Annotated in this window: 22 protein-coding genes and 1 pseudogene; 10 read left to right on the forward strand and 13 right to left on the reverse strand. The window is 42.1% G+C overall.

The features are described 5' to 3' along the window. Window positions 1-208: 208 nt before the first annotated feature. Window positions 209-448, forward strand: a pseudogene (locus tag H6H03_RS10005) (Uma2 family endonuclease); the annotation flags it as partial. A 12-nt stretch (window positions 449-460) separates the two neighbouring features. On the opposite strand, the gene recG reads toward H6H03_RS10005, so the two are convergent. The 6 genes from recG to H6H03_RS10035 all read right to left on the reverse strand — a co-directional run bounded on the left by recG (window position 461) and on the right by H6H03_RS10035 (window position 8,948). Continuing rightward, window positions 461-2,947, reverse strand: a complete 2,487-nt coding sequence (recG, locus tag H6H03_RS10010) for an ATP-dependent DNA helicase RecG (RefSeq protein ID WP_190954991.1) — start codon at window positions 2,945-2,947, stop codon at window positions 461-463. Between the two features lie 98 nt (window positions 2,948-3,045). After that, on the reverse strand, window positions 3,046-3,906 hold the full coding sequence (locus H6H03_RS10015) for a hypothetical protein (RefSeq protein ID WP_190954992.1): 861 nt from the start codon (window positions 3,904-3,906) through the stop codon (window positions 3,046-3,048). 285 nt (window positions 3,907-4,191) lie between these two features. After that, a complete protein-coding gene (tsf, locus tag H6H03_RS10020; protein WP_190954993.1) occupies window positions 4,192-5,136 on the reverse strand; it encodes a translation elongation factor Ts in 945 nt (314 codons plus the stop codon). A 250-nt stretch (window positions 5,137-5,386) separates the two neighbouring features. Beyond that, window positions 5,387-6,184 (reverse strand): 30S ribosomal protein S2, encoded by a 798-nt coding sequence (gene rpsB, locus H6H03_RS10025; protein ID WP_190954994.1) that lies wholly within the window; start codon window positions 6,182-6,184, stop codon window positions 5,387-5,389. Between the two features lie 199 nt (window positions 6,185-6,383). Then, window positions 6,384-7,433, reverse strand: coding sequence for a hypothetical protein (locus tag H6H03_RS10030; protein ID WP_190954995.1), 1,050 nt, complete (start codon window positions 7,431-7,433; stop codon window positions 6,384-6,386). 279 nt (window positions 7,434-7,712) lie between these two features. Then, window positions 7,713-8,948 (reverse strand): hypothetical protein, encoded by a 1,236-nt coding sequence (locus H6H03_RS10035; protein WP_190954996.1) that lies wholly within the window; start codon window positions 8,946-8,948, stop codon window positions 7,713-7,715. Window positions 8,949-9,479: 531 nt separating this feature from the next. Here H6H03_RS10035 and H6H03_RS10040 point away from each other — a divergent pair. Further along, a complete protein-coding gene (locus H6H03_RS10040) occupies window positions 9,480-11,408 on the forward strand; it encodes an alpha-amylase family glycosyl hydrolase (protein WP_190954997.1) in 1,929 nt (642 codons plus the stop codon). A gap of 259 nt (window positions 11,409-11,667) precedes the next feature. Then, complete coding sequence (locus H6H03_RS10045) at window positions 11,668-12,807, forward strand: S-layer homology domain-containing protein (protein WP_190954998.1); 1,140 nt, start codon at window positions 11,668-11,670, stop codon at window positions 12,805-12,807. 459 nt (window positions 12,808-13,266) lie between these two features. On the opposite strand, the gene H6H03_RS10050 is transcribed toward H6H03_RS10045, so the two are convergent. Then, entirely contained in the window at window positions 13,267-13,704 is a 438-nt protein-coding gene (locus H6H03_RS10050) for a CAAD domain-containing protein (protein ID WP_096539515.1), read from the reverse strand. A 410-nt stretch (window positions 13,705-14,114) separates the two neighbouring features. Between H6H03_RS10050 and H6H03_RS10055 the strand changes: the two genes are divergently transcribed. The 3 genes from H6H03_RS10055 (at window position 14,115) to H6H03_RS10065 (ending at window position 16,688) form a co-directional block, all read left to right on the forward strand. Then, the gene (locus H6H03_RS10055; protein WP_190954999.1) at window positions 14,115-14,318 is read left to right on the forward strand and encodes a hypothetical protein; all 204 of its coding nucleotides are present in this window, start codon (window positions 14,115-14,117) and stop codon (window positions 14,316-14,318) included. Between the two features lie 139 nt (window positions 14,319-14,457). Further along, entirely contained in the window at window positions 14,458-16,182 is a 1,725-nt protein-coding gene (locus H6H03_RS10060; protein WP_190955000.1) for a sensor histidine kinase, read from the forward strand. An 8-nt stretch (window positions 16,183-16,190) separates the two neighbouring features. Next, window positions 16,191-16,688: a hypothetical protein gene (locus tag H6H03_RS10065; protein ID WP_190955001.1), complete on the forward strand. Its 498-nt coding sequence runs from the start codon at window positions 16,191-16,193 to the stop codon at window positions 16,686-16,688. Window positions 16,689-16,796: 108 nt separating this feature from the next. On the opposite strand, the gene acsF is transcribed toward H6H03_RS10065, so the two are convergent. Then, a complete protein-coding gene (gene acsF / locus H6H03_RS10070) occupies window positions 16,797-17,873 on the reverse strand; it encodes a magnesium-protoporphyrin IX monomethyl ester (oxidative) cyclase (RefSeq protein ID WP_190955002.1) in 1,077 nt (358 codons plus the stop codon). A gap of 749 nt (window positions 17,874-18,622) precedes the next feature. Here acsF and H6H03_RS10075 point away from each other — a divergent pair. Then, window positions 18,623-19,120 (forward strand): TM2 domain-containing protein, encoded by a 498-nt coding sequence (locus H6H03_RS10075; protein WP_190955003.1) that lies wholly within the window; start codon window positions 18,623-18,625, stop codon window positions 19,118-19,120. Between the two features lie 133 nt (window positions 19,121-19,253). Here the strand turns inward: H6H03_RS10075 and H6H03_RS10080 are convergent, their stop codons facing one another. Both H6H03_RS10080 and H6H03_RS10085 read right to left on the reverse strand, forming a co-directional pair. Beyond that, window positions 19,254-19,745, reverse strand: coding sequence for a DUF2996 domain-containing protein (locus H6H03_RS10080; protein ID WP_190955004.1), 492 nt, complete (start codon window positions 19,743-19,745; stop codon window positions 19,254-19,256). A 252-nt stretch (window positions 19,746-19,997) separates the two neighbouring features. Beyond that, entirely contained in the window at window positions 19,998-21,059 is a 1,062-nt protein-coding gene (locus H6H03_RS10085; protein WP_190955005.1) for a DMT family transporter, read from the reverse strand. 256 nt (window positions 21,060-21,315) lie between these two features. Here H6H03_RS10085 and H6H03_RS10090 point away from each other — a divergent pair, with 256 nt between their 5' ends. The 3 genes from H6H03_RS10090 (at window position 21,316) to H6H03_RS10100 (ending at window position 24,047) form a co-directional block, all read left to right on the forward strand. Then, complete coding sequence (locus H6H03_RS10090; RefSeq protein WP_190955006.1) at window positions 21,316-21,678, forward strand: hypothetical protein; 363 nt, start codon at window positions 21,316-21,318, stop codon at window positions 21,676-21,678. 356 nt (window positions 21,679-22,034) lie between these two features. Next, window positions 22,035-23,318: a GAF domain-containing sensor histidine kinase gene (locus H6H03_RS10095; protein WP_190955007.1), complete on the forward strand. Its 1,284-nt coding sequence runs from the start codon at window positions 22,035-22,037 to the stop codon at window positions 23,316-23,318. A 345-nt stretch (window positions 23,319-23,663) separates the two neighbouring features. After that, on the forward strand, window positions 23,664-24,047 hold the full coding sequence (locus tag H6H03_RS10100; protein ID WP_190955008.1) for a DUF6632 domain-containing protein: 384 nt from the start codon (window positions 23,664-23,666) through the stop codon (window positions 24,045-24,047). 295 nt (window positions 24,048-24,342) lie between these two features. Here H6H03_RS10100 and H6H03_RS10105 read toward each other — a convergent pair whose 3' ends face one another. From H6H03_RS10105 to H6H03_RS10115, 3 genes are all read right to left on the reverse strand, one after another. Further along, window positions 24,343-24,735: a DUF309 domain-containing protein gene (locus tag H6H03_RS10105; RefSeq protein ID WP_190955009.1), complete on the reverse strand. Its 393-nt coding sequence runs from the start codon at window positions 24,733-24,735 to the stop codon at window positions 24,343-24,345. Then, the gene (locus H6H03_RS10110) at window positions 24,732-25,097 is read right to left on the reverse strand and encodes a ferredoxin thioredoxin reductase catalytic beta subunit (protein WP_190955010.1); all 366 of its coding nucleotides are present in this window, start codon (window positions 25,095-25,097) and stop codon (window positions 24,732-24,734) included. The genes H6H03_RS10105 and H6H03_RS10110 overlap by 4 nt, the downstream gene beginning before the upstream one ends. 348 nt (window positions 25,098-25,445) lie before the next feature. After that, window positions 25,446-26,612 (reverse strand): DUF58 domain-containing protein, encoded by a 1,167-nt coding sequence (locus H6H03_RS10115; RefSeq protein ID WP_190955011.1) that lies wholly within the window; start codon window positions 26,610-26,612, stop codon window positions 25,446-25,448. Window positions 26,613-26,752: the final 140 nt, after the last annotated feature.

Genomic DNA, 26,752 nt, shown 5'->3' on the forward strand with positions numbered 1-26,752 from the left:
AAAATCAGGCAGTTGGGCATTACCCCTCAGACATGAACGGATCACAAGTGGGGAAAGTCCAATTTCAAAAGCGATTTGGCAACTAAAACAGGTGTGTAAGCATTTACTGAAATTTAGACTAAATGGGCTAAGTCAACAGAACAATAAGAGGTGTGATTGAATACAGTATCTTGTAAATAGAAGCTGAGAGAAAAAATATCAACTCTGAATGGCATCTGATTTTGCAGTGGAATTATGCTCTGCTTCCGACAGCTTAAAAACTGTGCAAGCAAAGATGCAGGAATATATTGAGAACGGTGTGCGTTTGGGTTGGCTAATTGACCCCCAGAACCAACAAGTAGAAATTTACCGCGCAGGACAGGATGTTGAGATTCTGCGATCGCCCACTAGTTTATCAGGAGAGGATGTCTTACCTGGGTTTGTGTTAGATTTAGCACAGATTTTGAGCCAATTACTGTTTTTACGTCAAAATCGCTCCGCCCATCAACCGCTCATACCGATATTTCAATTCTTCTTTCATCAAATACCACCGCTCTAAAGTCACATCCATCTCTATAATTTTTTCAGCTGCTTGGCGTGCTAAAAGTAAAACTTCTTCATCTTCAACCAAACTCGCTAAGGTAAAATCCGGCACTCCAGATTGACGAGTTCCCAGTACTTGCCCTGGGCCGCGAAAACGCATATCCATTTCCGAGATGAAAAAGCCATCTTGGGACTGTTCCAAAACCCTCAATCTTTGTTGAGCATCGGGATTTCGAGAACTGCTCATCAACAAACAGTAGGACTGAGCCGCACCACGACCAACACGCCCGCGTAATTGGTGCAGTTGCGATAACCCAAATCGCTCTGCATTTTCAATGAGCATAACTGTAGCATTGGGTACATCTACACCTACCTCAACAACAGTAGTTGAAACTAAAATCTGTGTTTCATTATCGCGAAATTTAGTAATCGCTTCGTCCTTTTCGGCTGAACTCATGCGACCGTGCAGCAGCCCTACTTGAAAATCTGGAAAAACGCTTTCTTGTAACTTTTGATGCTCATCAACAGCCGATCGCAAATCTAATTTTTCTGATTCTTCCACCAACGGCAAAACCACATAAACTTGTCTTCCTTGGGCAATTTCTCGACGCATCAGGTCGTAAGCATGGTTGCGTTGCTGACCTGATAGCATTGTTGTTTGAATCTTTTGCCGTCCTGGTGGTAACTCATCAATTTGGCTAACGTCTAAATCCCCGTGTATCGTCAGTGCTAAAGTTCGCGGAATCGGAGTGGCTGTCATAGTTAACACATGGGGTTGCTGCCCTTTTTGCTGTAAACGTGCCCGTTGTTCCACCCCAAAGCGATGCTGTTCGTCAATCACCACTAACCCCAAACGCTGGAAATTCACAGGGTCTTGAATCAAAGCATGAGTTCCAACTAACAGCGGTAATTCACCCGTTTCTAACTGAGAATGTATTTGTCTGCGTTTAGCAGTTTTAGTAGAACCTGTCAGTAATTCCACTGGTAAATGCAGCAAGTTAAACCAACTAACTAACTTGCGATAATGTTGTTCTGCCAAAACTTCTGTGGGAGCCATCAGCGCCGCTTGGTAGCCAGATTGAATTGCTGCCAGGATAGCCAGCACGGCAACCACAGTTTTACCGGAACCGACATCGCCCTGTACCAAACGATTCATTGGTGCGGGTTTTTGCAAGTCGTTAAGGATATCGTTGATGACTCGTTGCTGTGCCCCAGTGAGTTTAAATGGCAGTATTTCGTAGAATTTTTCTATCAGTTGGCCTCTTGGGGCAAGGATGGCCGCCTTTTGAATTGCCCTTGCTTGTTGTTGACGTTGCAGTAAACCGAGTTGCAGATAGAAAAATTCGTCAAAAACTAGGCGACGACGGGCGACTTGCAGAGTTTCGCCATCCTTAGGAAAGTGGATATTGGCGATCGCATCTTTCAATTCCATCAAAGCATATTTCTGCCGCAAACCACTTGGCAGAGGGTCTTTCAGGAGAGCCGCAGCAGGTAAAGCAGCAATTACCGCTTGTCGCACTGCATTCGCCACCACTCCCTCAGTCAACGCATAAATTGGTACCACACGCCCAATATTTAGCGACTCAATGGGATCTCCTGGATTTGCCAAAACCTCTAATTCTGGATTATCCAGCGTCAAGCCGTATTTACTTTCTTTTACCAACCCACACGCCGCAACAATACTACCTACGGGATAACGGCGTTTTAAACTTTCTTGCCAACCGCGACTACTATAACGCGTACCTGCGTAAAAACGCCCAATTTTGATTTGACCGCTATTATCTTTTACTAACAGTTCTAAAATTGATAATTTCTGATTTTTCGGGCTAGTAAAGCAGTTGCAACGCTTTACCGTCGCCACTATTGTCACCGTTTCACCCGCCTGTAACTCACGGATATTCACCTGACGCGCATAGTCAATGTGGTCGCGGGGATAATAAAAAAGTAAATCACGGACGGTATACAAACCAAGACGTGCTAAGTTATCAGCTCTTTTAAAGCCTATTTCTGGTAAATCACTCAGTTTTTGCTCAATTTTCGGAGCAAGTCTCCTACTCACCTCAGCAACAATTGGAGTTGGGATATTTTGGATTTTGGACTTATAAGTTCTCCCTTGCTCCTCTGCTCCCCTGCTCCTCTGCTCCCCCTCGTCCTCCTGCTGTAGCTGGTGAAGATACCTACGAGTCTCTGCTACCAAGTCTTGCCTTTGTTCCAATGCCAAATGTGGATAACTAGCAAATTGCACCGCTAGCCCTTGCCAACGGCGGCGTTCGCTTTGGGGTAAGCCCGTGGGAAATTTTCCCAAAGTCAGGCTCAGAAATTCGCTGAAGCGGTATTGTCTGCCCATTAAATCTGTAAAGCCATGTTCGGCTTCTACTGCCAAGGCTTTATGCAATCGTATCCAATCTGGTTTTTCATTACTCATTGGTTAGTAGAGTTAGGAGTGAGGAGTTAGGAGCCAGGGGTTAAGAGTAAGAAGTTAGGAATAAATAACTCATAACTCATAATTCATAACTCATAACTTTATTCAAACCAACTAGCACGCCAGGCAGCTTCAGCTTCAGCAACTGCTCTTTCTCGAAGTTTCTTTTGATACTCTCGTTCTAGCTTGTTTAGCTGAACTAAGATACCGCGGATCTGTCTGCGTACAGATGAGAGTGTAGGGTCAGCAAATTCAATTTCCCCTAGCCGCAAATTAATAGCCATAATCTGCGTCAGACTAGAATCTTCTGACTGCTGCTCATTTTCAATTTCAATTATTAAATTTAATAAGTTAGGCGGCCCTGGCATTACCTCAGCAGACGCTTCTGATGCCGCCGCCGCCGCCGCTGCTAAAATCGGTTCTGGTAACTTTTTAGGTAATATCGCGGCTTTTTGTAATAAAACATTAGCATCATGGGAAACTTTTTTCAGTATCTCTTGGGTAACATCCTCTAAGTTCTGTTGCCATTTTGTCAATTCTATAGGACTAGAGGTGTCTGGAGATGAAGAGGATGAGGGGGACAAGGGAGATAAATAAGTCTTTTCTTCCTCATCTCCCCCTACTTCCTCATCTTCCTCATCCCCCTCTACTTCCTCATCTTCCTCATCTACGCCAGTTTCTTCACTCTTCATAAAAGTAACCAGCTGCTCGGCTGCTACTTGAGCTAACTTGCGGATGGCTTGTTGCAATTGTTGGCGTTGATTCAATGACAAATGCAGGAAGTTTTCGGGATACCCTTGAGTACAAAGGTGATAAGTAGCTAGAATCAACTGTTTTTGTAAACTTACTCCCAAGGTGGCTAGATAACTAGCATAAGCGGTTTGTAGTTCTAGTGCGATCGCTCCAATCGCTTCTTTGAGTGCTGCAATATCCCGCTCAATTCGCTCGATTGCTCTTGCCATAACTTCTCGCTCTTACCCATATCAACCATTAAATAGTACGAATGTACCTATTTATTTTAGAATAACTTTCCCAACCATTTTAAATTTTGAATTATATGCGAAATTTCGCTGCTTTTTTAATAAAATACAGGTCAGGCTATTGGCTTGACCTGTTCTTAAAGAAGTTAGGAGTTATGAATTGTGAGTTATGAATTATCAAGCCAACTCGAAACTCTTTTACAGACGCTCAGACGCTCGAAAAGCGGCTTTTGGTAACAGTATAATGGCGTCTCTCCAAACTAAATATTACTTAACGCCCATTTGTGCGGCGACTTCTTCAGCAAAGTTGCTTTCTTGCTTTTCAATGCCTTCGCCTAGTACATAGCGGACAAAGCGATTGACTTGGATGTCTTCGCCTACTTGCCCTTTGACTTGCTTCAACAATTCTTCTACAGAAATACTTTGATCGCGAATATAAGGTTGATCTAGCAAAGTCAATTCTTTGAGGCGTTTGTCAATCCGTCCCTGAACAATCTTTTCTTTGATGTTATCTGGCTTGTTTGCCAAATCATCCTTGCCCATTTCAATATCTTTTTCTTTTTGGGCGACTTCGGCAGGAATTTGATCTAGGCTGACATACTCGACATTGGGGCAGGCTGCAACTTGCATGGCTGCGTTGCGCGCCAAGCTTTGGAATTCTTCTTTAGCAGCAGCTGAATCTGTTTGTGAACCCAACTCTACTAATACACCAACTCGACCGCCAGTGTGAATGTAGCTGTCCACGATCCCTTGCGTGCCTTCTGCTAGTGCAAAAGTGACAAACCGACGCAGTTGGATGTTTTCGCCAAGGGTGGCAATAGTTTGCTTGATGAATTCATCTACAGTCACGCTTTCATTTTCAATATAGGGTTGAGTTAGCAAAGACTCAACACTATCGGCTGTCACTGCTTGCTTAGCGAGGTTCTTGACTAAAGCTTTAAAAGCTTCGTTACGAGCCACAAAATCAGTTTGGCAGTTGACTTCTATGAGTACACCCACCCGGCCACCAGGTTGAATGTAGGTGTCTACTAGACCTTCTGCTGCAATGCGATCGCTTTTTTTACCCGCCGAAGTGATGCCTTTTTTCCGTAGCCAGTCTGCGGCTTCTTCTATATTGCCATCAGTTTCTTTCAGCGCCTTTTTGCAGTCCATCATGCCAGCACCAGTTTTTTGGCGTAGCTCTTGGACGAGTTTTGCAGATATTTCCGCCATGTTCCCTCAATTCCTAAACTTGACCTCGAATTGTAATCGCTCACCGAATTTAGTGCTGAGTGCTGAGTTTTGAGTGTTCATATCAAATTGGCATAAAAAGTATTTTTTGAAATTCTTGGAAAAACTTTCTAGCAAAGGTTTTTAATCCAAAATCCAAAATCCAAAATTGATATAAGTTATCAAGACTCAGCACTATCCAATTTGCTGAGTATCTCTATCTTACTCAGCAGTTTAGCCTAACTATCAAATACTATTCTTCTTCTTCGTCGTCATCCGGAATCAAGGTGTCAGTGTAGTCGCTTTCCTCGTATTCTTCGTCATACTCAGTGCCGTCGTAATCCTCGTAATCTTCTTCGACATCAAGTTGACCGTGACGACCTTCATAAATGGCATCTGCCAATTTTCCGACTATCAGCTTAATCGATCTGATGGCATCGTCGTTTGCGGGGATGGGGATGTCAACTACATCCGGGTCGCAGTTTGTATCCAGCATGGACACAATGGGAATGTTGAGTTTTTGGCACTCTTGAACAGCGTTATATTCCCGACGCTGGTCTACAATCACCACGATATCGGGCACTTTTCGCATTGTTTTAATGCCGCCCAAATATTTTTGCAACTTCGCCATTTCCCGACGCAGCATGGACGCTTCTTTTTTGGGCAATAAATCCAGTGCGCCGCTTTCTTCCCGCCGTTCCAAATCTTTGAGGCGGTCTACCCGTGTTTTAATGGTTGCCCAGTTGGTGAGCATTCCGCCCAACCAGCGCTGGTTAATGTAATGGGAACCGCAACGGCTGGCTTCTTGAGCAATAATTCCAGCAGCTTGCCGTTTTGTGCCGACGAAAAGAAATTTCTTTCCTTGCTCTGCCTGCGATCGCATATAAGTATAAGCGTCTTCCATCAACTGGGCAGTCTGCACCAAGTCGATAATATGTACACCATTGCGAGAGGTGTAAATATAAGGCGACATTTTTGGGTTCCAACGCCGGGTCTGATGCCCAAAGTGAACCCCTGACTCCATCATTTGAGCCAATGAAACAACTGGCATATATTTTTAACTCCGATTCGGGTTAAACCTCCATCCAAGCGTATTTTCCAATTGGAAAACACCCGAATTCTTAGATGTGCGAGATTAGTCAACCATACTAGGTTAGCATATTCGGGAAAGTTAGGGCATTGGGCATTGGGCAATGGGCATTGGTAATTACTCATCTCCCTCATCCCCATACCCTATGCCCCACGCCCAATTATGCAAACTCGATAGTCTCAACAAACCCTAAAATATTTTCCTTGATATATTCGGCTTCTTCTTCGATGGAATCGGGTGTTTCGCCGTTGAGAAAGCTGTGCTGGCTGCTAACTATATACAAAAATTCGCCACTGATAAAAGCCAGTAGCCCTCGATACGCATCTAATCTGACGGCAGTTCCATTATTTTCTTGCTTGGAAATCGTTGAACCTTTTGGCATATCAACTAATGCATAGTAAGCCCCAGACAAAGTATCTTCTAGATATTCGATATATTCTACGGTAGCATTTGGTACGTTAGCTAAAATCGCTTGGGGCACGTACTTGTCTACTAAAATTGATTGTAAATATTTTTGTTGTCCAACCGACTCCAGTTCCTCTAACTGTTCCGCAGGAAAAGGATAATAGTCAATTCTCAACAAAGTGCCAATGTCATCAGAAAAGCCCACTACTCCTTCCTGGCTTTGAATTCTACCGCCATTTTCGGGATCGACTGGAACCGATACTGTAAAATTACCTAATGGAGATTTATAAGTCTGTTGACTATATTCATCTATAATTACTGTTTCATCTTCGTCATCTGCATATTCCTCCTCTTCTGCTTCTTCAAAGGCTGCAATTACCTCTTTAATAATTTCCTCTGCTTCTTCATCTTCAAGTTCCAAGGCTGTTTGTAGCTTTTTGAGGTAGCCTTGTTTTTGTTTGGGAATGGCAAGTTCATCGTCTAAAAGCACTATCACCCCGGCGGCGAAACCATCAAGCACTAATTCATCGGAGAGAGAAATTTTAGCGGTATTAAATAAGGCACCAAGTCCTTCGTCTTCTGCAATACCTATGAGTCGATCTACGATTTCGACAATTTCATCTTCTGAGTATTCTTCAAAAACCTCGAATTCCCAAAGGATACCTGCTAAACTTTCTGCATCGACATCTTCAACGGATAAATCAGCGATCGCTGTTACAGTTGCGATGGCCGCTACGGCTTCCTCTGGACTTAGCGATTCCTCTGATGTCTCGGATGAGTTAAAAATCTTGTCATATTTGCTCATAATTGTTACCAGAATCAATTGCTTTATAGTAATAACAGTTTGAAAGTGACAATGGTCAGTTTAGCAATGGAGTGAATCTCCAAAAGAAAAACTTCAGTAATACGCGGATTACAACAATGTAGAATTTGAGATTTGCGATTAAAAGTCTTTAGCAAAAGCCTGTTGAGTGGAATTTGCTCAAACTCCATTACTAGAAAATCCCCCTACCAGGGATGAAAAATATTTCTCCTCCTCTATTCCGTACAGACGCTATAATTGCGTCTCTAGCCACTTTCTTTTTTATTCCTCATCCTGATTCGCTACATACAGGAAGCGTTCGGCAATGTTTTCGTAAAAACTTGTATCAAACCAGTAACCTTGGTGTCCTTGGTCACCCCAAGATGCTTCATATTTCATTTCAACGTTATCTAGGTTTTCATAGTAATCTAGGTGACCGCTAATTGGATCTTTGAGATGGTAGTAATTGACCCAACGAACTCGATCGAGTTTGCATTCAACTGGACTTTTGATTGAGTATTGATTTTTTTGTGCAAATTCTGGTTTCACCCGAAAGGAGTTGAGGTGTTCTAAAATCCGCTGCCTAATATACTGTCCTTCCTGTGCTACCTCTCGGAAGAAAAAGGCGATTTTATCTAGTGGCGAACCAAAGGTAATTAACCCTTTAATTTTATCCAATGAAAGATTTTTATTCTTGTCTTGAGAAAGACTGGCTTCAATACACAGAAGGTTTAATGTGTCGTAAGCTATACAGCTACCAAGAGAATGTCCAGCTATTATTACTTGGTCGTAATTTGCTTGTTTATCTTTAAGAATTGCTTTCAATAATGTTAAAGATTCCCTCAGTATTTGCTGACGAATTATTTTATAGGGCGATTTTTGATCGGTGGTACTGTAGATGGTGATATCCCCAATAAAATCAACTAATGGAGGAGTTACAATTTGTTTACTTAACTGCCAAGCTGACTGGAGAAAACGACCTTTGAGAAATGGCCCTGCCAAAAACAGAATTAGCCAAACTGCCATTCGTAATACTGGATATAAAAAGTTAAATATCCGCAGTAATATAGTCAGCGATCGCAGGCGATATGTAAAAAAAGTTTTTCTATTTCTGTTAGCCAAAAGGCTATCTAATAGAGGTTGGTTTTCCTTACGGTTATAAAACTTAATTGTACCATCTAAAGTTTGTTCTGCCCATTGCAATATCTCTGGTACGGTAATTTTCTTTTCTGTATAAGTTGACCAGTAGTATTCGTGAACATCAATTAGCCAATCTTCATTACTATCAGTTGATTTCAATCTCACAAAGCTTTCTGTCCAAAGAGATCCGCTTGATAGTCTGCGTTTAGCAATTAGATGTTCTAGGTTGAAAGCAAAACTTTGCTTATCAAAATAATTAATAAAATTATGGGTGAAAAAGTCTACAGTTTCATAAGGATTTTGTTCGCCAATACCGTGGATGAATAAAAATGCTGTGCGACCTTTGAGCAATCTTGGCTTTTTTTGTTTATCTGTCATACGTGATTACCATTTTGATAGTCAATACTTTGGTTTTTCTAGTTATCATGACCTAGCTGTTGTCACTAAATAATTATTGTTGTCATAATTCCTAGATAACCAAAGTTATATATTTTCGATTAATTCTTATTTACTTTATTACTTAATTAAAAAATATCGAAGATAATTAGTTATTTTTTAAACAATTAATTTCGCTTAATTTATGTGTGAGCCTCAACAAGTATGCGACAGAATGTGCATACTTTAGTCGATCGCAAGCCAGTCTCAGTATTTACCGTAAGCTAATTGACTAGATTCTTGCTAATATTAATTTTTGTTAAAATACAATGACCGTTAACAGCTGCTATATTTTTTTATTTTTATCCTCTAGCAGATGAATTATATCTACGGATAGAATTATAAACTAGCTAGCGATAGATACATACACCGTGGGCGGGATGTCACAATACCGACGTTTGCACTTACACAAGATATTCAAAATACTTACTGTTGAGTATACAAACGTAAATTCCCCGAAATTTTGAGTCTTTTATGGTAAAAACACCTCCCTCCCAATTTTCACCAGAACAATACAAAGTTGATTCTGCAACGGAAAAAGTAGAAGCTTTAATACAAGCGCCTCCATCAGATACTGAGATCGATCTAGACTTTCTGTACACCAGGGATATTGAATTTCGTCAGGAGACAATCTATTTTCTAGTAGTCGATCGCTTTCATGATGGCGATCCAGATAATAGCGAAGGTGCAAACTCAGAACTTTACGACCCAACTAGACAAGATTGGGGTAAGTACTGGGGTGGCGATTTACAAGGCGTGATTGACAAATTGGATTATCTCAAAAACATGGGAGTTACCGCCGTTTGGCTAACTCCGCTATTTGAGCAAGTGGAAGAGTTATTTGTCGGTAATGCAGCGCTACACGGTTATTGGACAAAAGACTTTAAGCGAATTAATCCCCGGTATATTGCTGACGGAGAAAATCCTTCTTTAAACGCTACTCAAGAAGAAAAAAATACGACCTTCGATCGCTTAATTGCCGAATTGCACAAGCGCAATATGAAGCTGATATTAGATATTGTCTGCAACCATAGCAGTCCTGATACCAGCGGTAGCAAAGGTGAATTGTATGATGATGGTGTCAAAATTGCCGACTTCAATGATGATGTCAATCACTGGTATCACCACTATGGCGAAGTGCAAAACTGGGAAGACGATTGGCAAGTGCAAAACTGTGAATTAGCGGGTCTTGCAACTTTTAATGAAAACAATACTGATTACCGCCAGTATATCAAGTCAGCAATCAAACAATGGCTAGACCGGGGTGTAGATGCGCTGCGGGTGGATACTGTCAAACACATGCCAATTTGGTTTTGGCAAGAATTCACCGGCGACATCACCAATCACAAACCAGATGTGTTTATTTTTGGTGAGTGGATTTATAGTCATCCTGGTGACGATCGCTCTGTGGAATTTGCCAATCACTCAGGCATGTCCATGCTAGACTTTGGGCTATGCGTAGCGATTCGGGCAGCACTGGCGCAAGGTTCCGAAAACGGATTCCATACAATTCAATATATTTTTGACCAAGATCATCGCTACAGTGGGGCTACAGAGTTAGTCACCTTCATCGATAACCACGATATGCCGCGCTTCCAATCGCTGAACCCCGATCCAGCTATGTTGAAGGTGGCGATCGCCTTGATTATGACATGTCGCGGTATACCGTGTATATATTACGGCACAGAACAGTATCTACACAACGACACTGATGGCGGTAACGATCCATATAATCGCCCGATGATGGAAAGTTGGGATACAGATACAGAAATCTATCGTTACATTAGGTTATTGTCTGGTTTACGGCGACTCAATCCCGCAGTGTCAATGGGTAGCCACTGGCAAAAATACTTAACAAATGACGTTTATTGTTACGTCCGCCGCTATCGAGATTCCCTGTGTTTTGTCGCTTTAAATCGGGGTGGAGAAGTTACTCTCCCAGAAGTAGAAACAGAATTACCTGATGGCGAACATACTTGTGTAGTAACTCGCAATAAGTATGAAGTCAAAGACGGTAAAATCTACGACCTAGTACTTGAAGAACGGGGAGTAATTGTTTTCAGCCACGTAGGAGAACGGATTAAAGCGCAAACCATAGTCAGAGTCCAACTTAATGGCGTGCAAACTCAGCCTGGTGAAACCATTGTTGTGACTGGAGACTGTCCAGAGTTAGGCAACTGGGACATCAGCAAAGCGTATCCGTTGGAATACATCAATACTAATACTTGGTTTGCGGAGATTCCCTTTAATGAGAGTACAGGCAAACTGATTGCTTATAAGTATGCGATGTGGCGGGAAGGGCAATCGCCTCTGCGGGAAAATCTCGTTAACCGCCGCTGGGTGATTGCCAAAGAAGGCACCGTTAAATGGCGTGATACCTGGGCTTCCGGACGGGAATCTTAAAATGGGGCATTGGGCATGAGGCATTGGGCATGGGGCATTGGGCATTGGGCATTGGTTATTCTCCTCGTCCCCGTGTCCCCGTGTCTCCCTATCTCCTCATCTCCCTACACTCCCCACTCCCCACTAGCGATCGCTTGGTCTAGAACCAGAAGTATAATATTTTCCTACGAATTATAAATCGAAAATGGCTGGTGTAAAATTATCATCTGTGGCTTAATTTGTTTAGGCACATATTTTACTGCTACCAGGTGCGATCGCGATGACAAATAGACCTCCTTCCGAACCTGAGTCATCTCAAAGAACTGCCCTTGGCTTTGATGAATTTATAGCCATTCTAGTTGCCTTCACCACCATTGGAGCAATTCTTTTTTGGTCATTGTCGCGCAGAGATTCTAGTTGGAATTTCAACACTTTGCTCTCACCTTCCCCCACTCCTTCTAGTCGCGCTTACCCCGATAAAGTATTGCCTTCCCCTACTCTTAAACTAGAACCAAATGCAGCCGATAATTTCAACTCATCTCCACCTGCGGCTGTTGAACCCAAGACACCTTCATTGCCGAATAATAGCGCAACTCCTTCCCCTGAACTGTTACCATCTGCTGAGGTAAGGCCAACTCAATCTCCACAACCACAGATACCTACATCCTCTTCATTTGGGTTTGAGTCATCAATTAGCTCAGCAGCGTTGCCTTTAGTAACTCCAGCAAAACCGAAATCAATTATTCCGCCGCCAATTGCATTTAATGATGTGCCTAATAACTTCTGGGGTCGGCGTTTTATAGATGTTCTTTCTTCTCGTAGTATTCTTAAAGGATTTCCTGATTATTCTTTTAGACCAAATCAGCCTGTAAATCGTGCTGAATTTGCTGCCATCTTACAAAAAGCTTTTAATCAAGAATTGTCTAAGAATGCGATCGCATTTCAAGATGTACCAACAACATTCTGGGCAAATCCAGCAATTAACCAAGCCATCAGTAGCGGATTTCTCAAAGGCTACCCGAAAAAAACCTTCAAGCCACAACAAAATATTTCAAAAGTACAGGTTTTAGTTGCCCTTGCTAGTGGGTTGAATTTGAAAACACCTACTTCGGCGAATCAGATTTTAAGTATTTATAAAGATGCTAAAGATATTCCGCCATATGCTAGGGGTAAAATAGCTGCTGCTACAGCTAGTGGACTTGTGGTTAACTATCCAAACCCAGAAGTCCTTGCTCCTAATAAAGTAGCGACTCGTGGTGAAGTGGCCGCGATGATTCATCAAGCTTTAGTCAAACAAGGCAAATTGAAGGGAATTTCATCTGAAAACATAGTGCGTTCGCCGAATATATCTCCAGCACCATCGCGCACGCCAAAAGAGAAGCCAAAGGTTAACTTATCAGCAGGCGGCTCATCTCAATAAACAGAAGTCAGAATTCAGAATTTTGACAAAATTCGCTCGTCCGTTTTTGAGAAATCAAAAAGCTCAGTTTTACTTATAGCGTTTCCCTCTTAAGTGAGGGACAGAAATTTTTGTTTTTAAACGCAAAGCGGCGCAGAGTCAAGCGCAGAGTTACGCAGAGGTTTGCCTAATTTAGAGAGTGAATTATTCAGTACCTCACCAGATTAAAAAACGCTATATACCAGTTCCAACAATCTTTGCAACACATCAATCATTTGTAGAGTAGGACAGCAGTGCTACCTTATCCAATATGTATATTTGTCGCATTCTTTTGTCAAATTGGTATTAATAAAAACTTCTCCTATAGAAGACGCTACGCCTAGCAAAATCGCGACGGATGGGTGGATACTCTTAATCGGGCGTGATTTTGAATCAAAGTATTGGCCTAGCGTCTTTGCAGGAGAAGCAATAGTTCAGATATTAAGCTTCTGGAACTTGTTTACCAACAACTTGTGATTTAAGAGTAGTGATTTCAGTAGTTAACTCTTTTCTGGTTGAGGCTTTGAGTAAATAGCGGTAAACAAACCAAGCAGAATAGCCAATACCAATCAACTCAAAAGTAGGAGCTACCAAGGGAATATCATTTAGAGCATCTAATACTGCCAAGAGTACTTTAACCCCAACAATTGCTCCCACAATTAGACCAACGCTAACCAGAGGCTGCTTATATTGGTTAAAGAAGTTTCCTACGTATTCGGGTAATGATGCTAAAAAGCTAGAAATTTGCTCCCCATATTTTAGCCATTCGTCTTGGGGTTGCGCGGGAGGCTGGAGTTTGGTAATAGTTCCCGTTTGGCTATTGATTTCTGGCACTGTAGCCTCTTTGGATGTGGTTTCCGTAAATTCTTGTTCTGGCATTTTCACTCCCAATAAATTTGACAGTTGAGTTTTTCTAATCTGGATAATTACAACCAAAAGGCTGTTGATTAGGTAATGTACGAGTCCACCACTAGAATTGGGTCAATGGCAGAAAACGGTTTTAGTATCCTATAACCATAATTGCCCGTAACATCTACTGCATCAACTACAAGGTAGAAAATCAGTACGAGCATACAACTCATAAGGCAGCAGAATGTATTATGATCAGCCTCCTGAGTTGGATTTTTTGTCATCAACTGAAATCCTCAGGTTGTAGATTATCCGATTTCGTGTCATTTGCCCATAATCGTACTAAATCTAGGTACAAATCATGCAAAAATTAATCCACCTCTCATTTATATAGGCTTAAAAGCCGATTTTATCCGATATTAAAGCTATTTTAAGGCGGGATGGTTAATAAACGCATTGTCTATTGGGCATTCGGTATGGGAAGAGGCAGGGAGCAGGGGAGATGGGGAGATAGAGAAGTGTGGGGAGTGTGGGGAGTGTGGGGGGAAAGATTTCTTCACCATCCTCCCACACCTCCCACACCTCCCACACCTCCCACCCCTCCCACACTCCCTGCTTGCCCAATGCCCAATGCCCCAGCATAAGCTTATGCTAATTAATTGGTAACTAATGATTTGCTCTTGCTATAAAAGAGGATAATCTAGATGTTAACCACCAGTTGAAGTGTTTGCACAAGCTAGACTGATTTGGTGATGTTTGCGGGAAGGCAAGGAGGTTTGAGAAATGCCGACTCAAAAGCCAACCCCTATCGACAGCAGTTCAGAAAACAAAAAAGTGTCAGCGTCAGAGCCATCAACAGACGAACTCCCGACCATAGAATTTCCCTCACGAGGGAAACTCAAAGCCAGTTCTTGGCGCATCCATCAAAAAATTGGCTATGGCTACTTTGTAGCCATAGGAATTGGCTTTTTTGGATCGCTGACTGGGTTGGTAATTGCCAACTATTACCGCGGAAGGGAAGTCAGGCAATTCAATCAAGCCCACGAACAAGGACAATTACTGAGTAATTATAAGGATGCAGTAGTAGGGGCACAATTGCATAGTTCCAACTTAGTTGCTGTGTTGGAAGATTCACAAAGGTTACAAAGCAAAAAAGCTGATTTTCTCAAAAGTTTTGAAAAAGCTAAGCAACTAGAGTCAGAAATTAACGGATTTATCGACAGTAAACCTCACAGACTAGCCGCAACAAGTTCTACTTTACAGACTTTATTGCAGGATTATAAAACTAATTTAAAAGCTTACGTTGACCAAATAGAAGCAGTTTTAAACAAAATTGACTCCCAGCCAGTACAGTCTCAAGAAATTTCCTCGGCCCGATCGCAGTTATTAGCTATTATGCGTAGTGATACAGCCATACGGCTAGATCAGCTTTCGCAAAACTTGACTAATATCCTGCAAACTGCTGAATATCAAGAGCAAGAACGGCAAAAATCAGTTGAGCAGGCAAGAATAGTTGAGCGATTTATAGTGATTGCGAGTATGCTGGTTTCCGTGGCGATCGCAGTTATTGTAGCTTGGCGGACTAGTCGAGCGATCGCTGAGCCGGTGATCCTTGTCACCCAAGTGGCTGAACAAGTGGCCAGGAAATCTAATTTTGATTTGCGAGCTCCCATTACCACTGAAGATGAAATTGGCCTGCTCGCCAAATCTCTGAATCGTTTGATTGAGGCAGTTTCTGAGCGAACTAGAGAATTACAACAAGCTAAAGAATTAGCTGAAGCTGCTAGCAAGGCAAAAAGCATATTTTTGGCAAACGTCAGCCACGAGTTACGCACACCGTTAAATGCTGTGATTGGCTTGAGCCAACTACTAGAAGACGACGCAACCGATCTTGGTTTATCGCCTGACTTTATCACAGACTTAGAAACGATTAACTCTGCTGGCAAACACCTACTCCACTTGATTAACGAAATCCTCGACTTGTCAAAAATTGAAGCGGGGAAAATGACTCTCTATCCAGAGACATTCGAGATTGCAACGCTGATTCATAACGTCGTTCTCACAGTTAAACCAACTATAGAAAAAAATGCCAATGTTTTAGAAGTGGATTTGGATGAGCAACTTGGCACTATGTACGCCGATCAAACTCGGATGCGCCAAGTGTTATTAAATTTACTCAGCAACGCAGGTAAATTCACGACAAACGGCAAGGTAACTCTGACAGTCAAAAGAGAAAAGGACGATTTTAGACCAGAAGCTCCTTTAGGGAGCATTACTTTTACTGTCACTGATACAGGTATAGGTATGTCTCACCGTCAACAGCAGCAGTTATTTCAACCTTTTACACAAGGGGATACATCAACTACGAAAAGATACGGTGGTACAGGACTGGGTTTGGCAATTAGCCGTCACTTTTGCCAAATGATGGGTGGTGAAATTATTGTCAACAGTCAGCCGGGAGTTGGTTCTACTTTTACTATTCGTTTGCCAATGACTGTGCAGGATTAACAATTTAAATGAAAAAAGTACTAAGTACGAGCGCACTAGTTGTATGTTTTGGTTTGGGATTAGTATATGCAGCAACAGCTAGCCAGCAAGAACCTAAACAAAATCCACGCCCACCAGAATTAGATAAGCCTGGTGAAATTGAAACCACATCAAAACCCAAGCCTAACTATCTGTTTCCTGACAACAGTAACAAAACTGAAGCACAATTGATTAAGAAAGAAAATGTTATTGGTCAACTTAAAAAGGATCTAAAACTTAAACAAATTAAGTTAGCGAAATATTCAGAGTATCTAGAAAATAAAAAGCAACGTGTTGGCGATATTATCGAAAATCTACAAGTTCATCCAAAACGTTTAGTGTGGGTAGTTGAAATAGATGCACCACTAGGTGTAGAAGTGCCACAAAAAAATGGGCAGTTTGTTAAATTCAGAAAGTCATCAATAATTATCGCTGTTGACGCAGAAACAGGACAAAAGTTTGACACCGATATTGTAGAAATACCTTAATTGACGCACCCTGAACAATAAATCCTACTGACATACAAACAGGTAAGAATAAAAAAAGTGGTTCTGCAATCAACAGAACCACTAAAGCTTTCGCAAAACTTTGATGACTTAACGAACTACGCCTTGAGCAGAAGCAGCATCAATGGGTTTCATCCAGTACAGCCGTAACAACTGCCAGCCAGTGGAAACGAGAATTGGCAGTTTTTGGAAGAATTGCAGGAATTTGGGAGTATTGGAGTTAGCGATCGCACTCAGCTTCTCGTTATTATTTACACAAACATCCAATCGCTGATAAAACTCTGGATTTTCCACATCCAGCATCAGCGGGAATACTCTACCTGCGGTTTCGTTGGTCTTCTTAATTACATGAATGTCGTATTCTCGCGCATCCAGTCCAAGGGTGGCATAAAAGTCCTTGCGTTGGATGTCATTGAGATACATTGTTGCAAACACTGACAACAAGAAGAACCGACTCCACAGCCGTGCCTTCCAATCATTCAGCATTTGCGGTTGGGATTTCATTATCGCATCGAAGAAATCACCGTGACGGTTCTCATCTTGACACCAGTTTTCAAAGAACCGGAAAATCGGATAAATCCGGTCTTCGGGATGTGTTTCTAAATGACGATAAATGGTGATATAGCGCCAATAACCAATCTTCTCAGAAAGATAAGTTGCGTAGAAGATAAATTTTGGCTTAAAGAAGGTATAATTGCGGCTCTTAGTCAAAAACCCTAAATCTAGGGACAGATTAAAGTCCGACATAGCTTTATTCAAAAAGCCAGCGTGACGTGCTTCATCCCGTGACATCAGGTTAAAGCACTCTGCCAAGACGGGGCTTTTGTCTTTCAAGCGACGGCCGAGTTCTTTATACAGCAAAAATCCGGAAAACTCTGCTGTACAGGAACGTTCTAGAAATTCAACAAACAACCGACGAGTGTCTCCATCAATATGATCCCAGGATTGTTCAAACTCGGCATCCCGAACAAAGTGATGGCGGTTGTAGTCAGCGCGAAATTCTTCGAGAATGGCTCTCAACTCGTCTTCGTTGACGGAAATATCCATCCGCGCCATTTCATCAAAGTCGGTAGTATAAAACCGAGGTGTTAACAGGGTTTCTTTCGCGGGGACTTTAATTCCTGGCCGTATTTCTTCAAAGCCTGGTTTTTTGAGGGAATCTACCATGTCTTGATTGCAATGAGTGTCTTTATTATCTTGAGTACACCAGAAAGCCAAGGATAATGCTCTGGCAACGCTCAACAGCCGACAAATAATTCATTTGTATAAAGTTCAGTCTACCAAGGCGCGGGCGACAAACAAGTAAGCAAAACATTAAGAGTTGCAACAATAATTCAACTTTTGCGGAATCAACAATGGGCGATCGGTAGTCAAATTAACATCGGCAACCTGAGATCTTGCATCTAGTCTTGGCGATTATAAATTGCTATTCATGCTGCACACCAACTCTTTTTGGCTCTGCAAAGTCAAGCAATTTCCAACCTATGGAGGTGGATTTTCTACGTATAGTCCAGTCATTGCCTTAGCATTCAGTTCCTAAATTGCAAACAACTGGCGTGATTTGAGTCGGTTGGTAGTATCACAGTCATTTTCTGTGGTTCTGACTACAATAAATAAAGCGGCCCGATCAATAAATTGCTCATCTTAAAATTAATAATCTATGACTGGCACGATTAGTAAATACTTCTAATGACTTTACTCCAGAGATTGCACCATTATTAATAACTGTAGACAAGGCACTCTCCACAACAGAAAAATCAGGGTTTAAGCAGATAGTCAGCAGTGCCAAACTAGAAAAATTCTCATCAAATAACTGGTGCAAGATATGAGCTTAGCTATCCATACTGTTCTCCAATAAAACAGTATGAGACATCCATTTTAGACAACAAGAGCAAATCCAAAGGGTTGACAACAAGATGAATCCTGAAAATAATCAGCATAAAGACCGACTTCTTGTTTCTTACATCTTGTGTGGAGTCGGATTTTTTGGCTTAGGGGGACTACACCGCTTATACAATGGCAAGATCGGGACGGGATTGTTGTGGCTGTGTACTTTTGGTTTATTTTATATCGGGCAGGCTGTGGATTTGCTTCTTGTCCCCAGTATGGTTGACGAATACGAGAGCAACCTGAGACTAAAAGCAGGTGTATCCCCATTTGGTGTACCTTTAAATCAGCCTACGGCGATCGCTACTCAAGTTCACCCCCCAACTGGTAATCAACTGATGATTAAACTCATTGAAGTGGCGGAAAGCAGGGGCGGTAGTCTCACTGTCACCCAAGGAGTAAAAGGCACGGGAGCTAGTTTCGCTGAAGTAGAAAAAGTTCTCAAAGAAATGTATAAATCAGGTTATGTAAAAATTGATAACGACCCCATTACTGGAGCCGTTACCTATCATTTCCATGAACTTTAAGGGGAGTGGGGAGGTGGGGACGGGGGGACGGGGGGATGAGGGAGATGAGGAAGTGTGGGGAGTGTGGGGGGAAAGATTTCTTCCCCATCCTCCCACACCTCCCACACTTCCTAGAATGTCCAATGCCCCATGACTAATTTCTACCTAGCCACTTTTGACCATCTAAGCGCTGCACTAGGCCAAATACCAAGAGGTCTAGTGTAGTTTTGCGCTCATCAATTAAGAATGACTCAAGAGTACTGGGTTGTTTGCCTTCATTACAAGAAAAACCCTTTTTCCCTTGAATATCTTCTTCAGGAAAATACAAATTAAAATTGTACAGACCGTTTTGCAAGCTGCCGATAACTTGCCAAGATTCTTCAGCGGATTCAAAGCCCTTGATTGGAACTTTTTGCTTAGCAAAAGCCACTTTTAAATCTTGTACACCTTGCTGAGCGATCGCTTTTTGTAAAGCTGGCAAATAGTCTTGCTCAATAAACTCTACAAATGGTTTATCTTCAACAGATGGTGCTTTTTCCTTTTTGGCTGCTTTGGCGGCGGCGGGTTTTTCTTCTGCTGTAGCCTGCTTGTCAACAGTGCTGGGAGCTACTTCTCCGGTTTGATTGTGATTGGGTTCTTCTGCCATTACTCAGGTCAATCCTTTAATCTTGCTTGATTGAGCGATCGCTCACCTTGAGATATCGGGTATTTTCATTTTGACATACTAGTGCAGCTGTGAAGAAATGGGGAGATGGCGAGACAAATCAATTCAAAATTCAAAATTCACGCATTAAAGAACTTCTGCCTCCTGCCTTCTGCCTCCTGCCTCCTGCCTCCTTCCTGACTTCTGCCTCCTGCCTCCTCTTTTCCCATGCCCCATCCCCAATGCCCAATGCCCTTAAATCCCTTTAAACCCCATATTAGTTTCTACCTGTTTTTGTGTTTGCATGGAATTGACTTTGGCACAGGCAATTCTGCTATGAGTTTTACGTCTAATGCCAAGCTGGCTCAGGGATATGCCTAGTAAAATCAAGCTACCACCGATATATTGAGCTAAAGTAGGAACCTCACCCAAAATTAAATAGGCTGCTAAGATACCTGCAATTGGGCTAAATGAGCCAATTAAGGAAGCCATAGATACAGTGGAAGTTTTTAGGCCTTTAATCCAGAATGACTGACCCACTACTACAATCAATCCACCATATAAAAACATCCACTGCCAAAGAAATGGCGAGAGTACATCAGCAAAATGATCCCTGCCATAGAGTATTAAAGCAATAAAGAAAAAGATTACAGTTCCTAGTGCAGTGCGAAAGATACTATAGATTCCCAAAGGAACTTGCGAAAGATATTTCTTGCCAATAATCGTAGAAGCGGATACGGCTACCGATCCTGCTACTGCCAAAAGTTCTCCTATGCCAAAACTCAAACCTCCCATATTCATCATCGCTTCTTGTGGGGGTTGGAGGATAATAGTTAGGATAACGCCAACAAAGGCTGCGATCGCTCCTGCAATTTCCCAAAGATGTACCCGTTCGCTCAATAACCAAATCGATAAAACCAGAGTCAACGGTGGTTCCAAGCGCCCAACTAAGATAATATTGTTCACCCCTGTCAGTGCCAGTGCTTGAAAAATTAAGCCAGGGGCGATCGCTCCTGATAAGATAGCTACTGCTGTTAGACTGAGCCAATCCTTCTTAGAAAGCTGCTTCAAAGTCGTTTTGTTCCACTGTCGCCCATAAATTAGAATTAAAAGTATTAAGGCACACAAATTGCCTACAAACAAAACATTACACAAAGAAATCGGATTGCGATTGCCCATGAAATGTTGGGCACCAATTTCTGTAAGCTTGCGGGTGACTGCGCTAGATGCTCCAAAAATTAGCATTGCTAGCCAGAGATATGTTTGTCCAGAAATTATTTTAGGGATGAGGCGAGGTATTTTTTTGGGTCTAGTCACAATAACATCACTGCAATCAAGGCATTGTTAATTATATTAATTTGCTTTATTCAACTTAAAAATGAGGTTTTGCTGAAAAAATACTTAAATTAACCTCTGACTTATGCCCACCATTGTTCCCTGAAAAAATGCTGAGAATTGACTAAATTTTCTTCAGTAAGAAATTCAGGAAACTACTGCCTTAGTTTCAGTTCTGCTTCAGTCCCAACTGCGATGCTTTGGTTGTTCGGGATAAATGAAACTTCAGGAGTAACAAATGAAACTTGCCCCACTATTGACAAGTGTAGCCTTGGTTGGTTTTTTCACAGTTTGGGATGCACCACTCAAGGCGATTAATCCTTCATTAGTTCAAGCATCAGCGGCCGAAGAATTCTCTGTCTCACAAAAACTTGACTTGCTTACTAAGAGTAAAGGGCAAATTGGTAGTGGCGACCAACTGCGTCGTTTCTTCTTTGGTGACTTGGAGCCAATTGGTATCCAACCAGGTGGAGCAGGTCATGTAGTTAATCTTTATAACAAAGCTAATGATGTTACATTTTCTTACTGTTCAACTTATGATGTAATTGTCGCCATTAAAAAAGGTAAGGTGACGAAGTTCGATCCCAATGAAGTGAAGTAAGTTAAGAAGCGATCGCCAGCAAAAATTAAATTATTTATTAACAAGATCCGCGACTTTTTTGAAAAGTCGCGGATCTGTGGTTTTCAATTCTCACCTTGGTATTGTTCTACTGGAGTGCTAATAACATCATTTAGTTTTAGCTCTGGGATTGTTGTATAAATTTACATTTAGCTTAAGTAAAATTTCATAATTTAGTTGTATACAACTAACATACATTTTTAGTAAAATCTTTTTATCTTAACCTAAGTTAGAGAGTTAGTACTTACAGTTATTTTTAGATAAATACCTCAGATTCTAAATTCTGAATTCTGAATTCTTATTTTTTAAATTATTTTTCTAAGTCATGCAACGCATCCATGAGCAAAACCAGTGATGATGAAGCATTTTTACATAACCAAACTTGGCAGCGCGAGCGACAAATCATAGCACGTTTGTCTTCTTTAAACTATCGAACTGGTGAACTGGGAAGCTATTTGCATAATATTGCCTGCGGAGTCAGCGAATTAATTAGAGTAGATTGGACAGTTGTTACTTTTTGTCAAGAGGGATTTGAAACTGTTCTAGCCAGTAGTTTGGAAATGGCGGAAGATGCACCTCGCGTTTATGCTTTGCATGGTCGGCTAATTGCGACAGTTTTGCAAATTGGGCGTACATTAGCAGTTAAAGATGCTGTGGTTAATCCAGAGTATGGCAAACCTGCGCCTGGTTATCGAGCATATTTGGGGATACCCTTACAAACTTCTGAAGGTCAAATATTTGGTACTATTTGTTCTTTTCATCGTCAGCCAAGGGAGTTTTCTGGTGATGAAATCCAAATTGTGGAATTATTTGCAGAACGAGCAGCTACAGCGATCGATCACTATCATCTCTATCAGCAACAGTGTCAATTTAATCATATCTTGGAGGCTGAAGTAGAAAAGCGCACAGCAGAATTACGAGCAGCCCAAGCCAAATTAGTAGAACAAGAAAGACTCGCAGCTATTGGTGAATTTGCTGCTATTATTGTCCATGAAATTCGTAATCCCTTAACTACAATGCTTATGGGATTAAAGTATTTCCGAAAAACGATTCTTACTGAGGCTGCTCAAGAAAGATTAACATTAGCACTGAGCGAAGCTAGTCGTCTAGAACGTCTATTGAGTGAAATTCTACTCTACGCAAAACCCCAAGTTTTACAACTTTCTGAATTGGACATAAATGAATTCATTGGTGAGTTACTTTTGTCCATACGTGAAATGCCAGAAGCTGTAGAACGACAAATTGAATTCATTCCAGCGTCGTCTACGGTAAAAATTTTGGGGGATAAAGACAAACTTAAACAAGTATTTATTAATATTGTTCGTAATGCTTGTGAAGCAGTAGCATCAGGAGATGTTATTAAATGGACAGTAGACTTTTCTCAAACAAATAAAGTCTGTATTCATGTCCAAAATAATGGCGAACCAATTCCATCAGAAGTTATCGCTAAGCTTGCTACGCCATTTTTCTCTACAAAACCTTGTGGTACCGGACTAGGACTTGCTATTACCAAACGCATAGTCAATGCTCATAATGGGGAACTATTAATCTCTTCTCAACTGTTAACAGGAACTACTGTGACTGTTCAGTTACCTGTAGTTAACGTGAGTTCGATGGTTTGATTTAGTGGCAAAAACTAATTTACCGGATAGAGCGATCGCATTATGATTGCAGTATTAAAAACCTATACCCCAAACTCCACAATGTTATCTGATTTTTCTCAGGTGGCGATCGCTGCTGGCTAAGTGTTAGGATGTCGCGTTTTGTGGGTAATTTTGCACGTATTTTGTAATATTTCCAGCTAGGGGTAAGGTATGGAAGAGGTTATCATGCCGTCTGCTAAAGCAGTGAATATAGCATTAAAATTTCTAACACTGCAAAACTGAAGTATCACTAGTGGCGATACCATTACAAACTAAGCAGTTTTTTGACAGAGACTGCGCCAGAAAATAGCAGAGGTTAGAGCAATGGATGAGCGTCATCGTTACTTACAAATCGCTCTCATTATTGTGGGAATTGCCTTTTTACTTATTTATCCGCTGACTAAAATCTGGGCATCAGGCTGGTTATGGCAACCTGGTCAGTATGAATATGAACAAATGATCATTGGTGTTTATGCAACGCTTGGTGTCTTTTTGCTGTTGGCTTCTCGACAACCAGAAGCGAACATAAGTTTAATCTGGTTCACTGTTTGGTCAAGTTTAGTTCACGGCCTAATTATGGCGGTACACGCAGTAATTGATCCTGCTGAACGTGGACACCTCTTTGGTGATGTTCCAGCATTGTTCTTAGTGGCAATTATCCTTGCTTTCCTGACGCCGCGTAAAGTGGTGTCTAGTGTAAGGGAATAGTGAAACTGCCCCAAAGGTTCATTTACCTGAAATACGCTGTATACTGGTTCTGCCGAGCATTTAATAATACTTAATCAATCTCGCTGTTTGTAATCTAGGACAGTTATCTATTTAGTGAGGTACAGATAATTGTGGGGGTACAACATGTTGCATTGGCGTCAACTTAAGCTCAAACGGTTAGCTGACATACGTTATTAAAGCTAAAAGTATGAAATAGAACAGCAGAAAAACAAGGAAGACAAGAAAGTAATTTTCTCTCTATCTTCCTTGTCTTTCTTCACCTGCTTAAACTTGATTAATCGCTAACTAGCACAATTCTAGGTAAAGATAGGGCTTGATTTTCATCCAAGTCGCCAGCGTTAATTTTATCTGCCCCTATTTGTTGCAATGTCTTCAACAATGCTACGCTTTGACTCAATAACTCATCTACATCAATACCACCGTAACTAGATGGGTAACGCCGCAGGCGATTGCTGCCTTCTCCCAGCAGAATTACCGCACCTCGCCAGTTACGATTTTCCAGATGATACAGCCCTACAGCAATTTGCAGAATGCCTTGATAAAAGCTTTTTTCTGGTTCGCCGGCTTCAATCCATAGAGCCTCTAAAGTGTCATGGCAGGCGTAAAACTCACCAGAATTGAATTGTTCTATGCCTTGCCAAAACTGTTGGGGTATGGTTTCGCTCATCCCATAGTGTCTCGCACTTCTTTAATTGTTTCCAAAGAGATTTCTTGTTTGTCTCCAGCAAACTCATTGTCAGGAGTGAGGAATAACATGCAGTGACACTCTTTACGTTCTCTCATTGGTACGCAGGGACAGTTCCAATATGTGGCGTGAACCTCAGCTTCTTTATCTTCGTAATGGCGACAGGGACATAAAGGCGCACCCAGCTCGTCTTTATGTTTGGCTAACCCTTCAATCACTACTGCGGTGACTGAAGGTTCAGAACAGAAGTATGTTCCAGTACGCTTGGCGTATTGTTCAGAAAAATGCCGCATTGCCTCAAGGCTTTTATCGCTGGATTTTGTGTTAACTTCTGATGTGATCATGTGGATCGGGCGCTCATAATTTAAATATTTCTTTGCATTGTACCTCAGCCGCAGTAGGGGATTACTGGGTGTATTTCCCCAACCTTACTTGCTGAAATTGTTTTACCTTTGCTCAAACGCTTATATATCTGGTGTGTTGGGATCGCAGACAATCTGGGAAATCAAAGAAACTTAACTTGTGTGGGGAGTGGGGGAAATGAGGAAATGGGGAGGGCAGGGCAGAGGAAGCACGAGAAACAAATGACGCCACAGTCGCACGCCACTTGCTACCCTACGGGAACGCTAAGAGCGAACAAGCCGGGAAACCCGCCCACGGCGCTGGCTCCGTAATGCCCTATCCCCAATGCCCTATGCCCCATACCCTATTGTTTTTTGCAGTTGGGGTTGTAGTGGGCGATCGCTTTGCAAAACTATACCTGGATGTTCCCAATTGATAACTTCTGGTTGTGCTGGCGAGGAAATATTCTGCCACAAAACCCAGCGACTACCTTGAGGCAAAGTAGCAACGCTGTGGGAGTTTTGAGTCAGCCAAATCAAAGGATGGCTTTTGGGAACTAGTGTGCTGGCATCTTCTTGGGTAGTGGTTGCTGCTAAGGTTTCCAAAACAAAACGCTCTCCTTGAATTAAACCTGTGGCTGCTGTCCACAGTTGCACCTGTAATTGCTGTTTTCGTGCATAAAAATACAATGAAGCTGCGGCGATTACTGCTTGTTCAAAGTTTTGTTCTTGCCAATTGCTAGCACTGTCAAGGGCAATAACTATCTCTTGTCCACCAGTCACCATTTCTAACTCTCGCACCCGTAGTTCTCCATAGCGGGCACTAGTTCGCCAGTGAATCAGACGCGTGGGATCTCCGATGCGATAAGGACGTAGCGATCGCACTAGTCCCGTTGTCGCTGTCTGCAAAGGTTTACCGCGGGAATCGCTTCTTTTGCTTTCTTCTTGCCCCATTTCATCCACTAGGGGGCAGCTAGCCAAGGATAATACTGTCGGATAAACGATCGCTACAGCAGCACAATCGCGCTGACGACGACACCAGAATAACCCCAAAGGTGCACCAGAACCGAGTTCGACTGTGTGCCAGCGATAGACGCCCCGGCGCTCGGTAGGGTGATAATATACCCAACGGTAACTACCTTGGCTAGGAATTGTCTCAATCGCCTTTTGTACTGGTTTCCCCAAGACGAAAGGCAGCGTATCCTCGACTTGCAACAAGCTGACAACGCGCTGTGTATGATTGCAGATTTCTAACTCTATCGTCAATTCATTGCCTGCTGACACAGGCGCAATGGGGCGGCGGGTAACGGATAGGTTTGTGAGCGATCGTGGTGGTAAGATGGCTGCTACAGCTAAAAGAGCAAAACTGATGCCGCTAATGGCGTACAGCCAACCAGCCATCGTATTGATACCTGCGCCAAAAAAACAAATAGCCGTAGCCGCTAGCACCCAACCGCCATATGCAGGGGCACTGGCGTGGGTTTCTAAGAAGTTGGTGATGGGTTTGATGATTTTCATAGTTTCTTTTTTAACCCAAGACCACACGGAATTCACAGTCTTTTAGAAGCTTTTGAATCGTTTAGCGATGTCTACGACAGGCTACACCTACACGCAGGTTAGTCAAGCAAGCATTCTTATCTGGCTCTATCTATAACTTT

Origin of the sequence: Nostoc paludosum FACHB-159, from assembly GCF_014698835.1 — a bacterium.
Lineage (GTDB): Bacteria > Cyanobacteriota > Cyanobacteriia > Cyanobacteriales > Nostocaceae > Nostoc > Nostoc paludosum.

Bases quoted from the DNA above. Each gene is read 5' to 3' on its own strand.
- recG (WP_190954991.1), bottom strand. From the start codon at position 2,947: ATGAGTAATGAAAAACCAGATTGGATACGATTGCATAAAGCCTTGGCA.
- H6H03_RS10015 (WP_190954992.1), bottom strand. From the start codon at position 3,906: ATGGCAAGAGCAATCGAGCGAATTGAGCGGGATATTGCAGCACTCAAA.
- tsf (WP_190954993.1), bottom strand. From the start codon at position 5,136: ATGGCGGAAATATCTGCAAAACTCGTCCAAGAGCTACGCCAAAAAACT.
- rpsB (WP_190954994.1), bottom strand. From the start codon at position 6,184: ATGCCAGTTGTTTCATTGGCTCAAATGATGGAGTCAGGGGTTCACTTT.
- H6H03_RS10030 (WP_190954995.1), bottom strand. From the start codon at position 7,433: ATGAGCAAATATGACAAGATTTTTAACTCATCCGAGACATCAGAGGAA.
- H6H03_RS10035 (WP_190954996.1), bottom strand. From the start codon at position 8,948: ATGACAGATAAACAAAAAAAGCCAAGATTGCTCAAAGGTCGCACAGCA.
- H6H03_RS10040 (WP_190954997.1), top strand. From the start codon at position 9,480: ATGGTAAAAACACCTCCCTCCCAATTTTCACCAGAACAATACAAAGTT.
- H6H03_RS10045 (WP_190954998.1), top strand. From the start codon at position 11,668: ATGACAAATAGACCTCCTTCCGAACCTGAGTCATCTCAAAGAACTGCC.
- H6H03_RS10050 (WP_096539515.1), bottom strand. From the start codon at position 13,704: ATGCCAGAACAAGAATTTACGGAAACCACATCCAAAGAGGCTACAGTG.
- H6H03_RS10055 (WP_190954999.1), top strand. From the start codon at position 14,115: ATGGTTAATAAACGCATTGTCTATTGGGCATTCGGTATGGGAAGAGGC.
- H6H03_RS10060 (WP_190955000.1), top strand. From the start codon at position 14,458: ATGCCGACTCAAAAGCCAACCCCTATCGACAGCAGTTCAGAAAACAAA.
- H6H03_RS10065 (WP_190955001.1), top strand. From the start codon at position 16,191: ATGAAAAAAGTACTAAGTACGAGCGCACTAGTTGTATGTTTTGGTTTG.
- acsF (WP_190955002.1), bottom strand. From the start codon at position 17,873: ATGGTAGATTCCCTCAAAAAACCAGGCTTTGAAGAAATACGGCCAGGA.
- H6H03_RS10075 (WP_190955003.1), top strand. From the start codon at position 18,623: ATGAATCCTGAAAATAATCAGCATAAAGACCGACTTCTTGTTTCTTAC.
- H6H03_RS10080 (WP_190955004.1), bottom strand. From the start codon at position 19,745: ATGGCAGAAGAACCCAATCACAATCAAACCGGAGAAGTAGCTCCCAGC.
- H6H03_RS10090 (WP_190955006.1), top strand. From the start codon at position 21,316: ATGAAACTTGCCCCACTATTGACAAGTGTAGCCTTGGTTGGTTTTTTC.
- H6H03_RS10095 (WP_190955007.1), top strand. From the start codon at position 22,035: ATGAGCAAAACCAGTGATGATGAAGCATTTTTACATAACCAAACTTGG.
- H6H03_RS10100 (WP_190955008.1), top strand. From the start codon at position 23,664: ATGGATGAGCGTCATCGTTACTTACAAATCGCTCTCATTATTGTGGGA.
- H6H03_RS10105 (WP_190955009.1), bottom strand. From the start codon at position 24,735: ATGAGCGAAACCATACCCCAACAGTTTTGGCAAGGCATAGAACAATTC.
- H6H03_RS10110 (WP_190955010.1), bottom strand. From the start codon at position 25,097: ATGATCACATCAGAAGTTAACACAAAATCCAGCGATAAAAGCCTTGAG.
- H6H03_RS10115 (WP_190955011.1), bottom strand. From the start codon at position 26,612: ATGAAAATCATCAAACCCATCACCAACTTCTTAGAAACCCACGCCAGT.